Origin of the sequence: Saccharopolyspora sp. 7B, assembly GCF_020177435.1 — a bacterium.
In the GTDB taxonomy this organism is placed as follows: Bacteria; Actinomycetota; Actinomycetes; order Mycobacteriales; family Pseudonocardiaceae; genus Saccharopolyspora_C; species Saccharopolyspora_C gregorii.
The window spans coordinates 987-16827 of record NZ_JAIUKC010000140.1 but is presented as its reverse complement, the minus strand read 5'-3'; the positions used below and the strand labels follow the sequence as shown (position 1 = coordinate 16827).

Sequence of the window (15841 nt, the reverse complement as noted above, 5' to 3'; positions counted from 1 at the left end):
CCCCCCCGTGCCCGCCGCCACAACCCCGCCCCCGGGCGGGCCCCCCCCCCCCCCCCCCCCCCCGGCCCCCCCCCGGCCCGCCCCCCGGGCCCCCCCCCCCGCCGCCCCCCGGGGGGGGCCCGCTTTTCGTTGTGCCGCTGGTGCTTCCGCCCGGAGGGGTGGTGCCGAGTGTCGATCCGCGCGGGCAGCGATTAGGTTTTCACGCATGATCTCCACGTCTGCGGACCGGTTCGGACTCGGTCTGGCCGCGCTCGGCCGCCCCGCCTACATCAACGTCGGTCGCAGCGACGCGCTGCCCGCGCACCGGACCGCCGAGGCGATGCGGGAGCACACCGCCCAGGTGCTCGACGCGGCCTTCGCGCGCGGCATCCGGTGGGTGGACGCGGCCCGCTCGTACGGCAGCGCGGAGGAGTTCCTCGCCGGCTGGCTCGCCGAGCGCGGGCACGGCGACGTCACCGTCTCCAGCAAGTGGGGTTACGCCTACGTCGCGGAGTGGCGGATCGAGACCGAGGTGCACGAGGTCAAGGAGCACTCGGTGGAACGCCTCCGGGAGCAGTGGGCGCAGACCCGCGAGCTGCTCGGCGACCGGGTCGACCTCTACCAGGTGCATTCGCTCACCCCGGAGAGCCCGCTGTTCGACGACCTGGCGCTGCAGCACGAGCTCGCCAGGTTGCGCGACTCCGGGGTGCGGCTCGGGTTCTCCACCAGCGGCGCCGCGCAGGCCGACGCCGTGGAGCGGGCCTGGGAGCTGGAGATCGGCGGCACCCAGCTGTTCAGCGCCGTGCAGTCCACCTGGAACTCGCTGGAGCCCTCGGTGGGGCGGGCGCTGGCGGAGGCGCACCACGGCGGCTGGCGGGTGCTGGTGAAGGAGTCCCTGGCCAACGGCAGGCTCGCCGTGAACCCGCCGGAACTGCTGGCCAGGGTCGCGCGGCGGCACGGGGCCACGCCGGACGCGGTGGCGCTGGCGCACGTGCTCGCCCAGCCGTGGGCGGACGTCGTGCTCGTGGGGCCCGCCGACATGGCGCAGCTGGACTCGAACCTGGCGGCGGCCGAGGTGCGGCTCGACGGGACCGACCTGGACGAGCTCGCCGCGCTGACCAGGGATCCCGCCACGTACTGGGGCGAGCGCGCATCGATGCCCTGGCATTGAGCGCGCGAGCGTCAGCCGGCGTCCTGGCGGTCGAACCACTCGTGGACGAACTGCCTGCTGTCGGCGGCGAACGGCCAGCCCGGATCCGCGAGGCGCGCGCGCAGCTCGTCCAGCGGTATCCACCAGCCGTCGGCGACCTCCTCCGGCTGGTGCACCACCGGCCCGTCCCAGCGCGCCTCGTAGACGAAGCCGTGGTGGCGCACCGAGCCCTGCTCGAACACCGAGCGGAACAGGAACCGCAGCGGCACGCCCCGGACGCCCAGCTCCTCGGCCAGCTCCCGCTCCGCGCCTGCCGCGGGGTCCTCGCCCGCGGCGACGACCCCGCCCGCGAAGCAGTCGTGCGCGCCGGGGTTGACGTCCTTGTGCTCGGTGCGCCGGTGCACGTAGACCGACCCGCCGTCGACCGAGCGCACCAGGATGGACGTGGCCGCGTGCCACAACCCGTCCCGCCGCATCCGCCAGCGCGGCGCGGACCCCGCGACCCGGCCCGACTCGTCGTACACCGCCACCTGTTCGTCCTGAGCTCCCACGCCCGCATCCTCGCAGAGATCATCGGCGGGAAACCGGGAACGCGGTTCCCGGGACCACCCGCCAGGTGTAACCGGGACCGCCGGAAACTCTGCTTCCCGGCCCGGAACCCGTAGGCTTCCAGGTATGCGGCGGATCATGGGAACCGAAGTGGAGTACGGCATCGTCGTGCCCGGCGATTCGACGGCGAACCCGGTGCTGACCTCCACGCACATCGTGCTCGCCTACGCGGCCGCGGCCGACATCCCGCGGGCCCGCCGTGCCCGGTGGGACTACGAGGTGGAATCACCGCTGCGGGACGCGCGCGGCTTCGATCTGGGCGCGGCGGCGCCGCAGAACAACGGCAACGACAGCGACGACCTCGGCGCGGCCAACGTCATCCTCACCAACGGCGCCCGGCTCTACGTCGACCACGCCCACCCCGAGTACTCGGCGCCCGAGGTCACCAACCCGCGCGACGCCGTCGTCTGGGACAAGGCGGGCGAACGGGTGATGGAGGAGGCCGCGATCAAGGCGGCCAGCGTGCCCGGCACCGCCCAGATGCAGCTGTACAAGAACAACGTCGACGGCAAGGGCGCCAGCTACGGCACCCACGAGAACTACCTGATGGCCAGGGACACCCCGTTCACCTCGGTGATCGCCGGGCTCACCCCGTTCTTCGCGTCCCGCCAGGTGATGTGCGGTTCCGGGCGGGTCGGCCTCGGGCAGGCGGGGGAGAAGCCGGGCTTCCAGCTCTCCCAGCGCTCGGACTACATCGAGGTCGAGGTCGGCCTGGAGACCACGCTCAAGCGCGGCATCATCAACACCCGCGACGAGCCGCACGCCGACGCCGACAAGTACCGCAGGCTGCACGTCATCATCGGCGACGCGAACCTCGCCGAGACCTCCACGTACCTGAAGGTCGGCACGACCGCGCTGGTGCTGGACATGATCGAGGCCGGGGAGCGCTTCGACGACCTCAAGCTGGCCGACTCGGTGCAGGCGGTGCACCTGATCAGCCACGACCCGACGCTGCGCCAGATCGTGGAGCTCGCCGACGGGCGCCGGTTCACCGGCCTCGACCTGCAGCGCGAGTACCACGACCGGGCGGCGCGGCACGTCGCCGAGCACGGCGGCGACCAGGCCGCCCAGGACGTGCTGGCGACCTGGGGCGAGGTGCTGGACCTGCTCGGCGGGGACCCGATGGACTGCGCGGACCGGCTCGACTGGCCCGCGAAGCTGCGGCTGCTGGAGCACTACCGGGAGCGCGGCAACCTCGGCTGGGCCTCGCCGAAGCTGCACATGATCGACCTGCAGTACTCCGACGTGCGGCTGGACAAGGGCCTGTACAACCGGCTGGTGGCCCGCGGCTCCATGCGCAGGCTCGTCACCGAGGACGAGGTGCGCGCCGCCGTCACCAGCCCGCCGGAGGACACCCGCGCCTACTTCCGGGGCCGCTGCCTGGAGCGCTACCCGGCCGCGGTCGCCGCCGCCTCCTGGGACTCGGTCATCTTCGACCTGGGCCGGGAATCGCTGGTGCGCATCCCCACCCTGGAACCGCTGCGCGGCACCCGCGCCCACGTGGGCGAACTGCTCGACGCCGCCTCCAGCGCCGAGGAGCTGGTGGACTCGCTCACCCGGGGCTGACCACGATCCGGAACGCCGTCTCCGCCGGGCGCGAAAGATCGCAAGAATGCCCGCTCGGATGTGGGCGAACAGGGGTTCCGCTAGGTACTGTTCCTCTCAGGATGCCCTTTGTTCGACGACCGTTCGACCAGCCCGGCATCCAACGGACAACCACCGGGAGGGCGAGATGTCCCAGGAAAAGGTCCAGCGGCCCGACGGCGGCGACGGGGACGAGGAATCGGGTCCGGAAGCCGCCGGCCAGGAACGTCGCGAGAAGCTCGGCGAAGACGTCGACGCCATCCTGGACGAGATCGACGACGTCCTCGAGGAGAACGCCGAGGACTTCGTCCGCGCCTACGTGCAGAAGGGCGGCCAGTAGGCACCGACACCGCGCGGCCGCCGGGACCTCGCCCGGCGGCCCTGCGCCACGCGGGCGGACGCGATCTTCGCCGACGCGGGCGATCTTGATTAGAGTTGCGGTACGGCCCAGATCAACCGGCCTCGCCGTCTCGGCGGCGGGGCAGTCCTTCGAAGCAGGAGACGATGTCGCCGATGGAATCCAGCGCGGCTCGGAACTTTCCGGGTCAGGCCCTGCCCGCTGCCTACCTCACCTCCGGATCCTCATCGTTCACCGACTTCCTCCAGGTCACCGCGCCGGAGCTGCTGCCGGGCAACCGGGACGTCCCGCAGGGCGTCGTCGAGGCGCCGCACGGCACCACCATCGTCGCGCTGACCTTCCGCGGCGGGGTGCTGCTGGCCGGCGACCGCCGCGCCACCATGGGCAACCTCATCGCCCAGCGGGACATGGACAAGCTCTACGTCACCGACTCCTACTCGGCGGTGGGCATCGCGGGCACCGCGGGCATCGCGCTGGAGATGGTGCGGCTGTACGCGATCGAGCTGGAGCACTACGAGAAGCTCGAAGGCGTGCCGCTGTCCCTGGACGGCAAGGCGAACAAGCTCGCCACGATGCTGCGCGGCAACCTGCAGGGCGCGATGGCCGGGCTGGCGGTGCTGCCGCTGTTCGCCGGGTTCGACACCGCGGCCGAGGACCCGGACCGGGCGGGCCGGATCATCTCCTACGACATCACCGGCGGCCGCTACGCCGAGTCCGGCGGCTACCACGCCGTCGGGTCCGGTTCGGTGTTCGCGAAGTCGGCGCTGAAGAAGCGGCACGACCCGGACGCCGACGTGGATTCCGCGGTGCGCAACGCGGTCGAATCGCTCTACGACGCGGCCGACGACGACACCGCCACCGGCGGCCCGGACGTGTCCCGGCGGATCTACCCGACCGTCGTGACGATCACGGCCGAGGAGGGCGCGGTCCGGCTGGACGACCAGCAGGCCGCCGCCATCGCCGAAGAAGTCGTCCAGGGCAGGCGCGAGAACCCCGGCGGCTGACGCCGCATTCCCCCGACGATGCCGTTCCCCGCCTGGCGGGGCTGCCGAACGATTCGATCCAGGAGTGCACAGCCGTGACGATGCCGTTCTACACCTCCCCCGAACAGCTGATGCGGGAGCGCTCCGAGCTGGCCCGCAAGGGCATCGCCCGGGGTCGCAGCGTGGTGGTGCTCAAGTACGCGGGAGGCGTGCTGTTCGTGGCGGAGAACCCCTCCACCACGTTGCACAAGGTCTCCGAGATCTACGACCGGCTCGGGTTCGCCGCCGTCGGCCGCTACAGCGAGTTCGAGAGCCTGCGGGTGGCGGGGGTGCGCATCGCGGACTTCCGCGGGTACTCCTACGACCGGCGGGATGTCACCGGCCGGTCGCTGGCCAACACCTACGCCCAGCACCTGGGCGCCATCTTCACCGAGCAGATCAAGCCGTTCGAGGTGGAGATCTGCGTCGCCGAGGTCGGGCAGACCGCCGAGACCGACCAGCTCTACCGGCTCACCTACGACGGTTCGATCGTGGACGAACCGCAGTTCGTGGTGATGGGCGGGCAGGCCGACACGATCAACTCGACGATGAAGGACTCGTTCGAGGACGGCATGGAGCTGGGTCCGGCGGTGGAGCTGTCGGTGAAGGCGCTCGCCGCGAGCGGGGAGAGCACCCGGGAGCTCGGCGCCAAGCAGCTGGAGGTCGCCGTGCTGGAGCGGTCCCGGCCGCACCGCACGTTCCGGCGCATCGCGGGCGCGGCGCTGGAGGCGCTGCTGCCGAAGCCCGCCGCCGAGTCCGAGAGCTCCGAAGAGTCCGCGGACTCCTCGGACGGCGGGAACGGCTCCGCGAACGGCGAGTAGGTCAGCCGACCAGCACGAGCTTGCCGACGTGGCGCCGCGAGGCGAGTTCCGCCTGCGCCCGGTGCACGTCGGCGAGCCCGTACGTGGCGGCGACGACCGGGCGGACCCGGCCGCTGCGGGCGATCTCGGCGAGCTGCCGGAAGTGCGCCGGGGTGTGCATGCTCGATCCGACGAGCGCGATGTTGTGCAGGTACAGCCGCCGCACGTCGAGTTCGACCAGCGGACCAGCGAGCGCCCCGGCCACCACCCACCGTCCGCCGTCGCGCACCGCGGGCAGGCCGCGCGGGATGTTCTCACCCGCGGCGACGTCGAGGACCACGTCGACCCGGCCCACCGCGACGCCGTCCCAGGGCTGCTCGGCGCGGTCCAGGACTTCGGTGGCGCCGGCCGCGCGCACCGCGTCGAGCTTTCCGGCGCTGCTGATCGCGAGCACTTCCGCGCCGCGTGCCGCGGCCAGTTGCACCAGCGCCAGCCCGACCCCGCCGGATGCGCCGGTGACGACGACGGTGTGCCCGTCGCGCACGTCGCCCCGTTCCAGCATGCCCAGCGCGGTGCCGTAGGCGGTGGGGAAGCAGGCGAGTTCCGCGTCGTCCAGCGGTGATCCGCTCATGTCGTGCGCCCGGTCGGCGCGCGCGGTGACGTACCGCGCGTAGCCGCCGTCGCGTTCGCTGCCGAGCAGCCCGACCGGGTTCGCGTGCTCGCCGTCCCCGTCGTAGATCGCGGGGTCGAGCAGCACGGGGGTGCCGCGGAGGCCCGGGTCGACGGCCGCGCCGACGTCGACGACGGTGCCCGCGACGTCCGCGCCCTGGATCCGGGGGAAGTCGACGGGGCCGCGCCAGCCCGCGCGAGCGGTGGGGTCTCCGGGGCGGCCGTAGGCGCCTTCGCGGGTCCACAGGTCGGTGTTGTTCAGCGCGACGGCGCCGACCTGGACCAGGACTTCACCTTCGGCGGGCACGGGGACCGGGACGTCGGCGAGTTCCAGGGCCTCGGGGCCGCCGTGGCCGGTCAGGCGGGCTGCGGTCATGGTGCTGGGAACGGTCATCGGGGCCTCCGCACGCGGGTACACTGGTCGGTGAAGTCGACGCGAGCGTAAGGTGCACCGATCGGTGAACACAATGCCGTTGGACCCGCAGATCCTCACCCCCGGCGCACGACGCATCCTCGATGCGGCGGCGACGCTGTTCTACGAACTCGGCATCACCGCCGTCGGCGTGGACCTGATCGCCGCCCGCTCCGGGGTGACCAAGCGGACGCTCTACGACCGGTTCGGCTCCAAGGACGTCCTGGTCGCCACCTACCTCGCCGAACGCGACCAGCGGTGGCGCGCCGAGGTCACCGCCTCCCTCGACCGCCCCGGGCTGTCCGCGCTGGACCGGGTGACTGCGCCGTTCGACGCGCTCGCCGAGTGGACCGCGCGGCACTCGCGGGGCTGCGCCTTCATCAACGCGCTCGCCGAACTGCCCGATGGCGCGCACCCGGCGCGGCGGATCGCCGCGGACGAGAAGCGCTGGCTGCTGGAGCTGTTCGAGCGGCTGACCGAGGAGGCGGGAATCGTGGACTCCGGCCGGCTCGCGAGGGAACTGCTGTACCTGCACGAAGGCGCGCTGGTCGTGGGATCGGTCGTGCCCGGCGACGCCGCCGCCGACGCCGGACGAGCGGCCCGAGCGCTCGTCGCGGCCCGGTCCTAGGCGGGTCCGCCCGGGTCGAGCTCGGTGCCGTCGAGCTTGCGCCTGGCCGGTGCGGAGGTCGATTCGGTGCCGTGGTCGGCCGGTGCCTGGTCGGTCGAGTGCTCTGGTCGAGCGGTTGCCCGGTCCAGTTCGTGCTCCGGTCGAGCCGGTGCCCGGTCGAGGTCGCGCCCGCGCTTAGCCGAGCTCGCGCCGGTACACGCTCAGCATCTGGCCGTGCGCGGCGAACGCGAACCGGTTGCCCGGCGCCCCGATCTCGCCGTCGGTGGCCACCGCCACCGCGGGACCGTGCACCCGGACGTCCAGGAAGCGGTGCTCCCGCTCCACGTAGGTGCGGCTGCGGTGCAGCGCGCCGGTCATCGCCGCCAGCACGAACCGCAACCGGGACCAGGGGACGTCGGCGCGCACGTAGCGGACGTCGAGCCTGCCGCCGTCCAGCCGCGGCCGCCATGAGGGCGCGAACCCGCGCGGCGCGTACGAACCGTTGCCCGCGAACAGGATCCAGACCTGCCGCCGCACCCCGTTGAGCTCCACGTCCAACGGGCTCGACTCGTACAGCACCCGCGCGAGCGCCGCCGCTCCCGCGGGCCACTTGCCCCAGCGCCCGGTCCACTGCTCCCGGAACCGGACCAGGTCCGGGTAGCCGCCGATGCTGGCGGTGTTGAGGAACCAGCGCGTCGGCCGGTCGTCCACGGTCACCCCGCCCAGGTCGACGCGTACCGCCGTGCCCTGCTCCACCGCGTCGGCCACCGAATCGGAGTCGGAGACCCCGGCGTCCCTGGCGAAGTGGTTCAACGTGCCCGCCGAGAGCACCGCGAGCGGGATCCCCCTGGTGGTGGCGAGCGCCGCGACCGCGGCCACGGTGCCGTCGCCACCCGCCACGCCCAACGCGCGGATCGTGGCGCCCTCCTGGTCCAGCCGGTCGGCGAGGTCCGCGACCACGTCGCGGCCCGGCTCCGCGAGCACCACCTTCGCCGCGGGCCAGCGGGTGCTCACCCAGTGCTCCGGATCGAAGGTGCCGTCCCCGGAACCCGGGTTGACCAGCACCAGCACGCCTTCCCCGTCGCGCAGCGCCGGCACGTCGGCCGGGTGGCGCACCGCGGCCGCCTCATCCGGGCGCAACGGCCACCAGCGCCGCGTCGCCCACGCCAGGCCCGCGCCGATCGCGGCGCCGCACACCACGTCGCTGGGCCAGTGCACCCCGGTGTGCACCCGCGAGTAGCCGACGGCGGCGGCGACCGGGGCCACCGCCAGCCCGAGCGCGGGCGACTCCATCCCCACCGCGGTGGCGAACGCGGCCGCGGAGGCGGCGTGCCCGGACGGGAAGGAGGAGGAGCGCGGCGGATCGCTGAGCCTGCGGTGCCGCGGGACCAGCCGCGCGGCCGGGCGCCGCCGCGGGAACAGCGGCTTGCCCAGCAGGTTCGTCGCAGCGCTGGCCGCCGCGATCGCCGCGACCCCGCGCAGCGCGGCACGCCGCGGCGCTCCCTTGCGGACCGCCAGCCCGGCGGCGACCGAGAGCCACAGCGCGCTGTGGTTCGCGGCGGTGCTCAGGGCCTTCAGCCCGGGGTCGGCGGCGGTGCGGGGGAGGGCGGCGCTGCGCCGGGCCAGGTCGCGGTCCACCGCGTCCACCTTGCGGGTGATCTTGGGAAGCCACGTCTGCACGTCCCGCACGCTACCGATGCCCGAACGGCGGACCGCCGATGGCCGCCGCAGCGCCTACTGTGGAGGCATGCAGCGGCGGATCTTCGGCATCGAAACCGAGTTCGGGGTCACCTGCACCTTCCACGGGCAGCGTCGGCTCTCCCCGGACGAGGTCGCCAGGTACCTGTTCCGGCGGGTCGTGTCGTGGGGACGTTCCTCGAACGTGTTCCTGCGCAACGGCGCCCGCCTCTACCTCGACGTCGGCTCGCACCCGGAGTACGCCACCGCCGAGTGCGACGACCTGACCCAGCTGGTCACCCACGACAAGGCGGGGGAGCGGATCCTGGAGGACCTGCTCGTCGACGCCGAACGCCGCCTGGCCGACGAGGGCATCGGCGGGGACATCTTCCTGTTCAAGAACAACACCGACTCGGCGGGCAACTCCTACGGCTGCCACGAGAACTACCTGGTCGGGCGGTCCGGCGAGTTCTCCCGGATCGCGGACGTGCTGCTGCCGTTCCTGGTGACCAGGCAGCTGATCTGCGGGGCGGGCAAGGTGCTGCAGACCCCGCGCGGCGCGGTGTACTGCCTGTCGCAGCGCGCCGAGCACATCTGGGAGGGCGTCTCCAGCGCCACCACCCGGTCGCGGCCGATCATCAACACCCGGGACGAGCCGCACGCGGACGCCGAGCGCTACCGCAGGCTGCACGTGATCGTCGGCGACTCGAACATGTCCGAGGTGACGACGCTGCTCAAGGTGGGCACCGCGCACCTGGTGCTGGAGATGATCGAGAGCGGCGTGCAGTTCCGCGACTTCAGCCTGGACAACCCGATCCGCGCGATCCGCGAGATCAGCCACGACCTCACCGGCAGGCGGACGGTCCGGCTGGCCGGCGGGCGGGAGGCCTCGGCGCTGGACATCCAGCGCGAGTACCACAGCCGGGCGGTGGACCACGTGGCCCGCCGCGGCTCCGACCCGATGTCCGAGCGGATCCTGGACCTGTGGGGCCGGGCGCTGGACGCGGTGGAGTCGCAGGACTACTCGTCGATCGACCGCGAGGTGGACTGGGCGATCAAGCTGCGGCTGCTGGAGCGCTACCGCAGCAAGCACGGGCTGGAGCTGTCCAGCCCCCGCATCGCGCAGCTCGACCTCGCCTACCACGACATCCGGCGCGGCCGGGGGCTGTTCGACATGCTCCAGCGCAAGGACCTGGTCGACCGCGCCACCGAGGACGGGGAGATCGAGGCCGCGAAGGACACGCCGCCGCAGAGCACCCGGGCGAAGCTGCGCGGGGACTTCATCGCCGCCGCGCAGGCGGCCGGGCGCGACTTCACCGTCGACTGGGTGCACCTGAAGCTGAACGACCAGGCGCAGCGCACCGTGCTGTGCAAGGACCCGTTCCGCGCGGTGGACGAGCGGGTGGAGCGGCTGATCGGGTCGTTGTAGCGGGTCGTCGCTGCGGGGCCCACACGATGCGGTGAAGCGCCACCCGAGATCGCCCGTTCGAACACGGGTTCGGATAGGCTTGATCTCGCAGTGCCGCTCGTGGGAAGGACCGCACCATGATCACTCAGCCGAAGTTCGCCGTGCTCCACGTCGTCGACCAGGGGCGCGCGGTGGAGTTCTTCGCCGGAACCCTCGGGTTCGAGGTGCTCACCGATGCGCCGTACGGCGATGGCGACCGGTGGATCGAGGTGCGACCACCGGGTGCGCGGACGTACCTGGTGCTCGCCGCCGGAGATCCGGAGCTCGCCGCCCGCATCCGGGAGCAGCGCGGGCCGATGAGCACGGTGTGGTTCGACTCGGACGACCTCGACGCGACCTTCGCCGAACTCAGCGCGAAGGGCGTGTCGTTTCCGGTCGAGCCGCAGGCCGCGCCGTGGGACCCCGGCGGGACCACGAGGTGGGCGCAGTTCGCGGATCCGGAGGGGAACCTGTACGGGATCAGCGCGCGGGACTAGTGCCCTCCGCCGCCGGGTCCCGTGCCCCCGGGCCCCGGGCCCCGGGCCCCGGGCCGCCGCGTCGTGGTGCGGGAGCGGCACGGTATCGTGGCGGTGGCCTCGCGTACCGGCGGCCTCGGGTGCGGCGGCGGGCTCAGCGCAGCGGGTGCTGGCCGGTGGGGCGGATGAGCAGTTCGTTGACGTCGACGGTGGCGGGCTGGGCTAGCGCGTAGAGCGCCGCTTCGGCGACGTCGGCCGCGCGCAGCTTCGGCCGGTCGGCCTGCTCGGGGGTGTTCATTCCGGTCTCGACCAGGCCCGGCTGCAGCAGGGTGACGCGGACACCGGTGCCGACGCACTCCGCGCGGATGTTCTGCGCCATGCCGGTCACCGCCCACTTCGTGGCGGAGTAGAGGTTTCCCGGCCGGATGCCGCGCCCCGCCGCGGATCCGGTCAGCAGCAGGTGGCCGCGGGTGCGCACCAGCGCGGGGAGCGTGGCCCGTGCGGTGAGGGCGGCGCCGTGCACGTTGGTGAGCACCATGTCCCGCCAGTCCGCGGGGTCCGCACCGTCGGTGCCGAGGAAGGAGGTCGCGACGCTGCGGCCCGCGTTGGCGAACGCGGCGTCGAGCCTGCCGAAGTGCTGCTCGACCCGCGCCACGGCGGTGCTGAGGTCGTCCCAGTCGGTGACGTCGCAGGGCACGGCGAGCGTGCGGGACTCCCCGGCCGGGGTCGCGGATGTGTCCAGTTCGCGGACCAGCTCGGCCAGCGCGTCCGCTGATCGGGAGAGCAGGGCGAGCCGGTGGCCGGCACGGGCCGCGGCTCGCGCGGTGGCGGCGCCGATCCCGCGGGAGGCGCCGGTGATGAGCAGGACCGGACCGGGGGCGTCGGCGGGCGCTGGCATGACCGCAGTCTAGGAGCGGAGGAGGAGTGATGAACGACTTCACGGCCACGACACCTTCAGTGTCGAGTGAAATCAATGAGCCGAAGGCCGGCCGCGCACCGCGGGCGAAACGGCACGTCCACCGCGGCCGAGGACGCGGACCACCCGTGCCGGACGTGCCCGAAAGTCCTGATCAACTGCGATGGAGCTAGAGTTTCAAAGTGGCCACTGCGCGTGCTGAACGCTTGGTGAACCTGGTGCTGTGCCTGCTCTCGACGCGCCAGTACCTGACGGCGGAGCGAATCAGGGGGATTGTTCCGGGTTACACCGACGCGCCCAATGACGAGGCGTTCTTCCGGACCTTCGAGCGCGACAAGTCCGAGTTGCGGGACCTGGGCGTGCCGTTGGAGACCGGCCGGAACTCGGCGTTCGACGCCGCCGACGGCTACCGGATCGCCCGGCGGGACTACGAACTCGGCGACATCGGGTTGGAACCGGACGAGGCGGCGGCGGTGGCGCTGGCGCTGCGGCTCTGGGACTCCCCGGAGCTCACCGGTGCGGCGCGGGGCGCGCTGCTGAAGCTGCGAGCCGCCGGGGTGGACGTCGACGACCGGGCCGCGGGCACCATCGAACCGAAGGTGCGCACCAGCGAGCCCGCGTTCCCCGCGCTGCTGGCCGCCGTGCAGGCCGGCCGGGTGGTCACCTTCGACTACCGGAGGCCGAACGAGGTCCGGGCGCAGCAGCGCACCGTCGAGCCGTGGGGAGTGGTGGCCTGGCGAGGGCGCTGGTATCTGGTCGGGCACGACCGGGATCGGCGGGCGCCGCGCTGCTTCCGGCTGTCCCGCGTGCAGGGTGAACCGAAGGCGCAGGGCCGGGCGGGTGCGGTCACCAGGCCGCCGGACGTGGACCTGCTGACGATGGTCGCCGGGGAGCAGCGCGAAGCGCCGCCGAGCACGCCGGTGCGGTTGTGGGTCGTGCCGGGGCGGGCCCAGGGCCTGCGCCGCCGGGCGTCGGTGGTGGACTCGATGCGGCTGGACGGGATCGAGGGGGACGTGCTGGAGCTGGAGCTGTCGTACCCGGACTCGGCGGCATCCTGGATCGCGGGGCACGGGCCGGACGTGGTGGTGCTGGAGCCGGACGTGCTGCGGAAATCGGTGCACGAAGCGCACTTGGGGGCCGCGGCAGCCGCCGGAGCCCGCGGCGACGAGGCGGGGGAGGTGCGGGGATGACGGCCGGGGCGACGCAGCGGTTGCCACGGCTGCTGGCACTGGTGCCGTACCTGCTGAGCAGGCCGGGCATCCCGGTGGCCGACGCGGCGGCGGACTTCGGCGTCGGGGAGCAGCAGCTGCGGCGGGACCTGGAACTGCTGTGGATGTGCGGCCTCCCCGGCTACGGGCCGGGCGACCTGATCGACCTCTCCTTCGAGAGCGAGACCATCACCGTCACCTACGACGCGGGGATGCGCCGCCCGCTGCGGATGACGGCCTCGGAGGCGACCTCGCTGCTGGTGGCGCTGCGCGCACTCGCCGACACGCCCGGCATCGCCGACACCGAGGCGGTGCAGCGTGCGTTGTCGAAGGTGGAGGAGGCCGTCGGCCAGGCAGGTCCGACCGGGGTCGTGGTCGGGCTCACCGGGCGGGAGGGCCCCATCGCGCCAGGTGTGCAGGAAGCCGTGCAGCACGCCGCGACCGAGCACCGCGCGCTGTGGATGCGGTACTACACGGCGTCCCGGGACGAGATCAGCGAACGCACCGTGGACCCGATGCGGCTGGTGATCGTCGACGGCCGCAGCTACCTGGAGGCGTGGTGCCGCTCGGCCGTGGGGGGGCGCCGCTTCCGGCTGGACCGCATCGACGCGGCCGACGTGCTCGACGAACCGGCCCGGCCGCCGCGGGACGCCGAACCCACCGACTTCTCCGCCGGGCTGTTCCGGCCGATGCCGGACCAGCCGAGCGCGCTGCTGGAGCTGGACCGGGACGCCCGCTGGGTCAGCGAGTACTACCCGGTGGACGAGCTCACGGAGCTGCCGGAGGGGCGGATCCGGGTGCGGATGCGGTACTCGGACCGCTCGTGGATGGTGCGGCTCGTGCTCGGGCTGGGCGGCCAGGGCCGCGTGGTGGAGCCGAGCGAGCTGGCCGAGGACGTGCGCGGGCGGGCGGAAGCGGCGCTGGCGCGGGCGCGGCACCTGCCCGCGACCTGACCGGAGCGGGCCGGGCGGTGCGCGGTCCCGCTGCCGACGACGAACACCTGCTCGCCCTCGACGGCGCCCGGCGCGCCGGTGGGGCGACAGCCGCTCGTCGCGGGACTCGGACGGCTCGGTGTCGGGGTGAGCTCCGGCTCGTCGTCCGGCGGCGCCCGGGGCGTTCCCGGGTGGGTGCCGGGTCCGTCGGGGTGGCGGTTCCGGAAGTCGTCGGCGCCCGCCGGGGGCCCGGCCACGCCGCTGCGGCGGCGGCCGCCGAGCGCGCTACGGTGATCCGGTGCCGTACGTGTGGAGTCTTGTGCTGTTCGTGGTGGGAGTGCTGCTCCTGCTCGCCCTGCTGATCAGGTTCTTCGTGCTGCTGCGCAGGGTGCGCGCGGTGCAACGCGAGGTCACCGCGGACGTGTCGAACCGCTCGGGTCTGCTGAAAGCACGAGTCGCGGGACTCCAGGTGGCGCTCGCAGAGCGGCGTAAAGGTGCCACGTGACGGCCTATGAGAGCGTCATCCGCCCGCGTACCATTGCGGTCGCAGGAAGCCCCGAGAAAGGTGTGCACTGATGGGTTTGCCAGGTGGGTGGGAACTCGTACTCATCGTCGCTGTGCTGGTGTTGCTGTTCGGTGCCACCAAGCTGCCGCAGATGGCGCGTTCGCTCGGCCAGTCCGCGCGCGTGTTCAAGGCCGAGGCGCGCGGCATGAAGGAAGACGAAGCCGCTGCCAAGCGGGAGAAGGAAACCGCCTCCGAGCCGCAGCAGCTCACCGCCGGTGAGCCGAGCGCGCCGGTGACCGCGACCAACGCGGAAGAGCCGCAGCGCAACCAGAACAAGAACTGATCGGAGACGGAACGCACGGTGAGTTCAAACCCGTTGCGCCGTTTGAACCCGTGGCGCAGTGACCGCCGCCGTTGGGGTCGCCGGCACAACCCCGACGGCACCATGACCCTCATCGATCACCTCTACGAACTGAGGTATCGGCTCGGTTGGGCGGCCTTCGGCATTCTGGTCGGCGCGATCCTCGGCTTCATCTGGTTCTCGCACGAGATCTTCGGACTGCCGAAGCTCAGCGACATCCTGATCCACCCGTACTGCCAGCTGCCGGCCAGCGTGCGCTTCAGCCCGAACGGCGAGTGCCAGCTGCTGCAGACGAAGGCGTTCGAAGTCTTCATGCTGCAGCTGAAGGTGGGCATCGCGGTGGGTTCGCTGCTGTTCAGCCCGCTGTGGCTGTACCAGCTGTGGGCGTTCATCACGCCGGGCCTGCACGCGAACGAGCGCAAGTTCGCCCGCACGTTCGTGAGCATCGCCAGCCTGCTGTTCGTCGCGGGCGGCGTGCTGGCCTACTTCGTGGTGCCCGAGGGCCTGGCCTTCATGACCGGCTTCGGCGGGGGCGCGTTCTTCACCGCGCTGACCGGTGGCGAGTACATCAACTTCGTGCTGCTGATGCTGCTGATGTTCGGGATCAGCTTCGAGATGCCGCTGGTGCTGGTGATGCTGAACCGGGCCGGTGTGGTCAGCTACGCGAAGCTGAAGAGCTGGTGGCGGGGCATCGTGTTCGGCCTGTTCGTGCTGGCGGCCGTCGCCACCCCGGGCCAGGACCCGTTCTCGATGCTGGCGCTGGCCGCGTGCCTGGTGGTGCTGTTCGTGATCGCGCTGGTGATCTGCCGGGCGCAGGACCGGTCGAAGGCGCGGAAGCTCGCCGGGCAGGGCATGGACGGTGTCGGCCTGGACGAGGCGTCGAAGATCGACCACCGCCCGTCGAAGCTGGACACCACGCCGTCGCAGGCGCCGGCCGGCGGCAACGACGACGCCACGTAGCGCCGCGCAGGACCCTTCGGTGATCTTCATCGGCGCCGCCCCCCCCCCGGGGGGGGCGCCCCCGGGGGTCAACGGGGCCCCTCCGGCCCCCCGGTGGCGCACGGCGGCGGCCGCGCCCCCCGGGGGGGGCGGCGCGCCGCCCCCGGCGGCCGCGGGGCTGTTCTGGGCG

Annotated in this window: 17 protein-coding genes; 13 read left to right on the top strand and 4 right to left on the bottom strand. The window is 72.8% G+C overall.

Annotation, left to right across the window (positions count from 1 at the left end; translation table 11 throughout):
- The first annotated feature begins 205 nt into the window (after positions 1–205).
- The gene (locus LCD33_RS21460) at positions 206–1150 is read left to right on the top strand and encodes an aldo/keto reductase (protein ID WP_224978203.1); all 945 of its coding nucleotides are present in this window, start codon (positions 206–208) and stop codon (positions 1148–1150) included.
- A gap of 11 nt (positions 1151–1161) precedes the next feature.
- Here LCD33_RS21460 and LCD33_RS21455 read toward each other — a convergent pair whose 3' ends face one another.
- Entirely contained in the window at positions 1162–1680 is a 519-nt protein-coding gene (locus tag LCD33_RS21455; protein WP_224978202.1) for an NUDIX hydrolase, read from the bottom strand.
- A 124-nt stretch (positions 1681–1804) separates the two neighbouring features.
- On the opposite strand from LCD33_RS21455, the gene dop reads away from it, so the two are divergent.
- The 4 genes from dop to prcA all read left to right on the top strand — a co-directional run bounded on the left by dop (position 1805) and on the right by prcA (position 5523).
- The gene (dop, locus tag LCD33_RS21450; RefSeq protein ID WP_224960107.1) at positions 1805–3304 is read left to right on the top strand and encodes a depupylase/deamidase Dop; all 1500 of its coding nucleotides are present in this window, start codon (positions 1805–1807) and stop codon (positions 3302–3304) included.
- Positions 3305–3470: 166 nt separating this feature from the next.
- A complete protein-coding gene (locus tag LCD33_RS21445; RefSeq protein ID WP_184478281.1) occupies positions 3471–3662 on the top strand; it encodes a ubiquitin-like protein Pup in 192 nt (63 codons plus the stop codon).
- 173 nt (positions 3663–3835) lie between these two features.
- A complete protein-coding gene (prcB, locus tag LCD33_RS21440) occupies positions 3836–4684 on the top strand; it encodes a proteasome subunit beta (protein ID WP_224960123.1) in 849 nt (282 codons plus the stop codon).
- 74 nt (positions 4685–4758) lie between these two features.
- Positions 4759–5523, top strand: coding sequence for a proteasome subunit alpha (gene prcA, locus LCD33_RS21435; RefSeq protein ID WP_224960109.1), 765 nt, complete (start codon positions 4759–4761; stop codon positions 5521–5523).
- A 1-nt stretch (position 5524) separates the two neighbouring features.
- Here the strand turns inward: prcA and LCD33_RS21430 are convergent, their stop codons facing one another.
- Positions 5525–6565, bottom strand: a complete 1041-nt coding sequence (locus LCD33_RS21430) for a zinc-binding dehydrogenase (protein ID WP_224960111.1) — start codon at positions 6563–6565, stop codon at positions 5525–5527.
- 73 nt (positions 6566–6638) lie between these two features.
- Here LCD33_RS21430 and LCD33_RS21425 point away from each other — a divergent pair, with 73 nt between their 5' ends.
- Positions 6639–7211, top strand: a complete 573-nt coding sequence (locus LCD33_RS21425; RefSeq protein ID WP_224960124.1) for a TetR/AcrR family transcriptional regulator — start codon at positions 6639–6641, stop codon at positions 7209–7211.
- A 174-nt stretch (positions 7212–7385) separates the two neighbouring features.
- Here LCD33_RS21425 and LCD33_RS21420 read toward each other — a convergent pair whose 3' ends face one another.
- A complete protein-coding gene (locus LCD33_RS21420; protein ID WP_224978201.1) occupies positions 7386–8870 on the bottom strand; it encodes a bifunctional phosphatase PAP2/diacylglycerol kinase family protein in 1485 nt (494 codons plus the stop codon).
- Positions 8871–8937: 67 nt separating this feature from the next.
- Here LCD33_RS21420 and pafA point away from each other — a divergent pair, with 67 nt between their 5' ends.
- Both pafA and LCD33_RS21410 read left to right on the top strand, forming a co-directional pair.
- A complete protein-coding gene (pafA, locus tag LCD33_RS21415) occupies positions 8938–10296 on the top strand; it encodes a Pup--protein ligase (protein ID WP_224960113.1) in 1359 nt (452 codons plus the stop codon).
- A 116-nt stretch (positions 10297–10412) separates the two neighbouring features.
- Complete coding sequence (locus LCD33_RS21410) at positions 10413–10811, top strand: VOC family protein (RefSeq protein ID WP_224960114.1); 399 nt, start codon at positions 10413–10415, stop codon at positions 10809–10811.
- Positions 10812–10944: 133 nt separating this feature from the next.
- On the opposite strand, the gene LCD33_RS21405 is transcribed toward LCD33_RS21410, so the two are convergent.
- Positions 10945–11688, bottom strand: a complete 744-nt coding sequence (locus LCD33_RS21405) for an SDR family oxidoreductase (RefSeq protein ID WP_224978200.1) — start codon at positions 11686–11688, stop codon at positions 10945–10947.
- A 200-nt stretch (positions 11689–11888) separates the two neighbouring features.
- On the opposite strand from LCD33_RS21405, the gene LCD33_RS21400 reads away from it, so the two are divergent.
- From LCD33_RS21400 to tatC, 5 genes are all read left to right on the top strand, one after another.
- On the top strand, positions 11889–12896 hold the full coding sequence (locus tag LCD33_RS21400; protein ID WP_224968471.1) for a YafY family protein: 1008 nt from the start codon (positions 11889–11891) through the stop codon (positions 12894–12896).
- The gene (locus LCD33_RS21395; RefSeq protein ID WP_224978199.1) at positions 12893–13867 is read left to right on the top strand and encodes a YafY family protein; all 975 of its coding nucleotides are present in this window, start codon (positions 12893–12895) and stop codon (positions 13865–13867) included. The genes LCD33_RS21400 and LCD33_RS21395 overlap by 4 nt, the downstream gene beginning before the upstream one ends.
- 277 nt (positions 13868–14144) lie before the next feature.
- A complete protein-coding gene (locus tag LCD33_RS21390) occupies positions 14145–14351 on the top strand; it encodes a bacteriophage holin (protein ID WP_224960118.1) in 207 nt (68 codons plus the stop codon).
- A 70-nt stretch (positions 14352–14421) separates the two neighbouring features.
- Positions 14422–14694: a Sec-independent protein translocase subunit TatA gene (gene tatA, locus LCD33_RS21385; protein ID WP_224968467.1), complete on the top strand. Its 273-nt coding sequence runs from the start codon at positions 14422–14424 to the stop codon at positions 14692–14694.
- A 102-nt stretch (positions 14695–14796) separates the two neighbouring features.
- The gene (tatC, locus tag LCD33_RS21380; protein WP_224960121.1) at positions 14797–15672 is read left to right on the top strand and encodes a twin-arginine translocase subunit TatC; all 876 of its coding nucleotides are present in this window, start codon (positions 14797–14799) and stop codon (positions 15670–15672) included.
- Positions 15673–15841 lie beyond the last annotated feature (169 nt).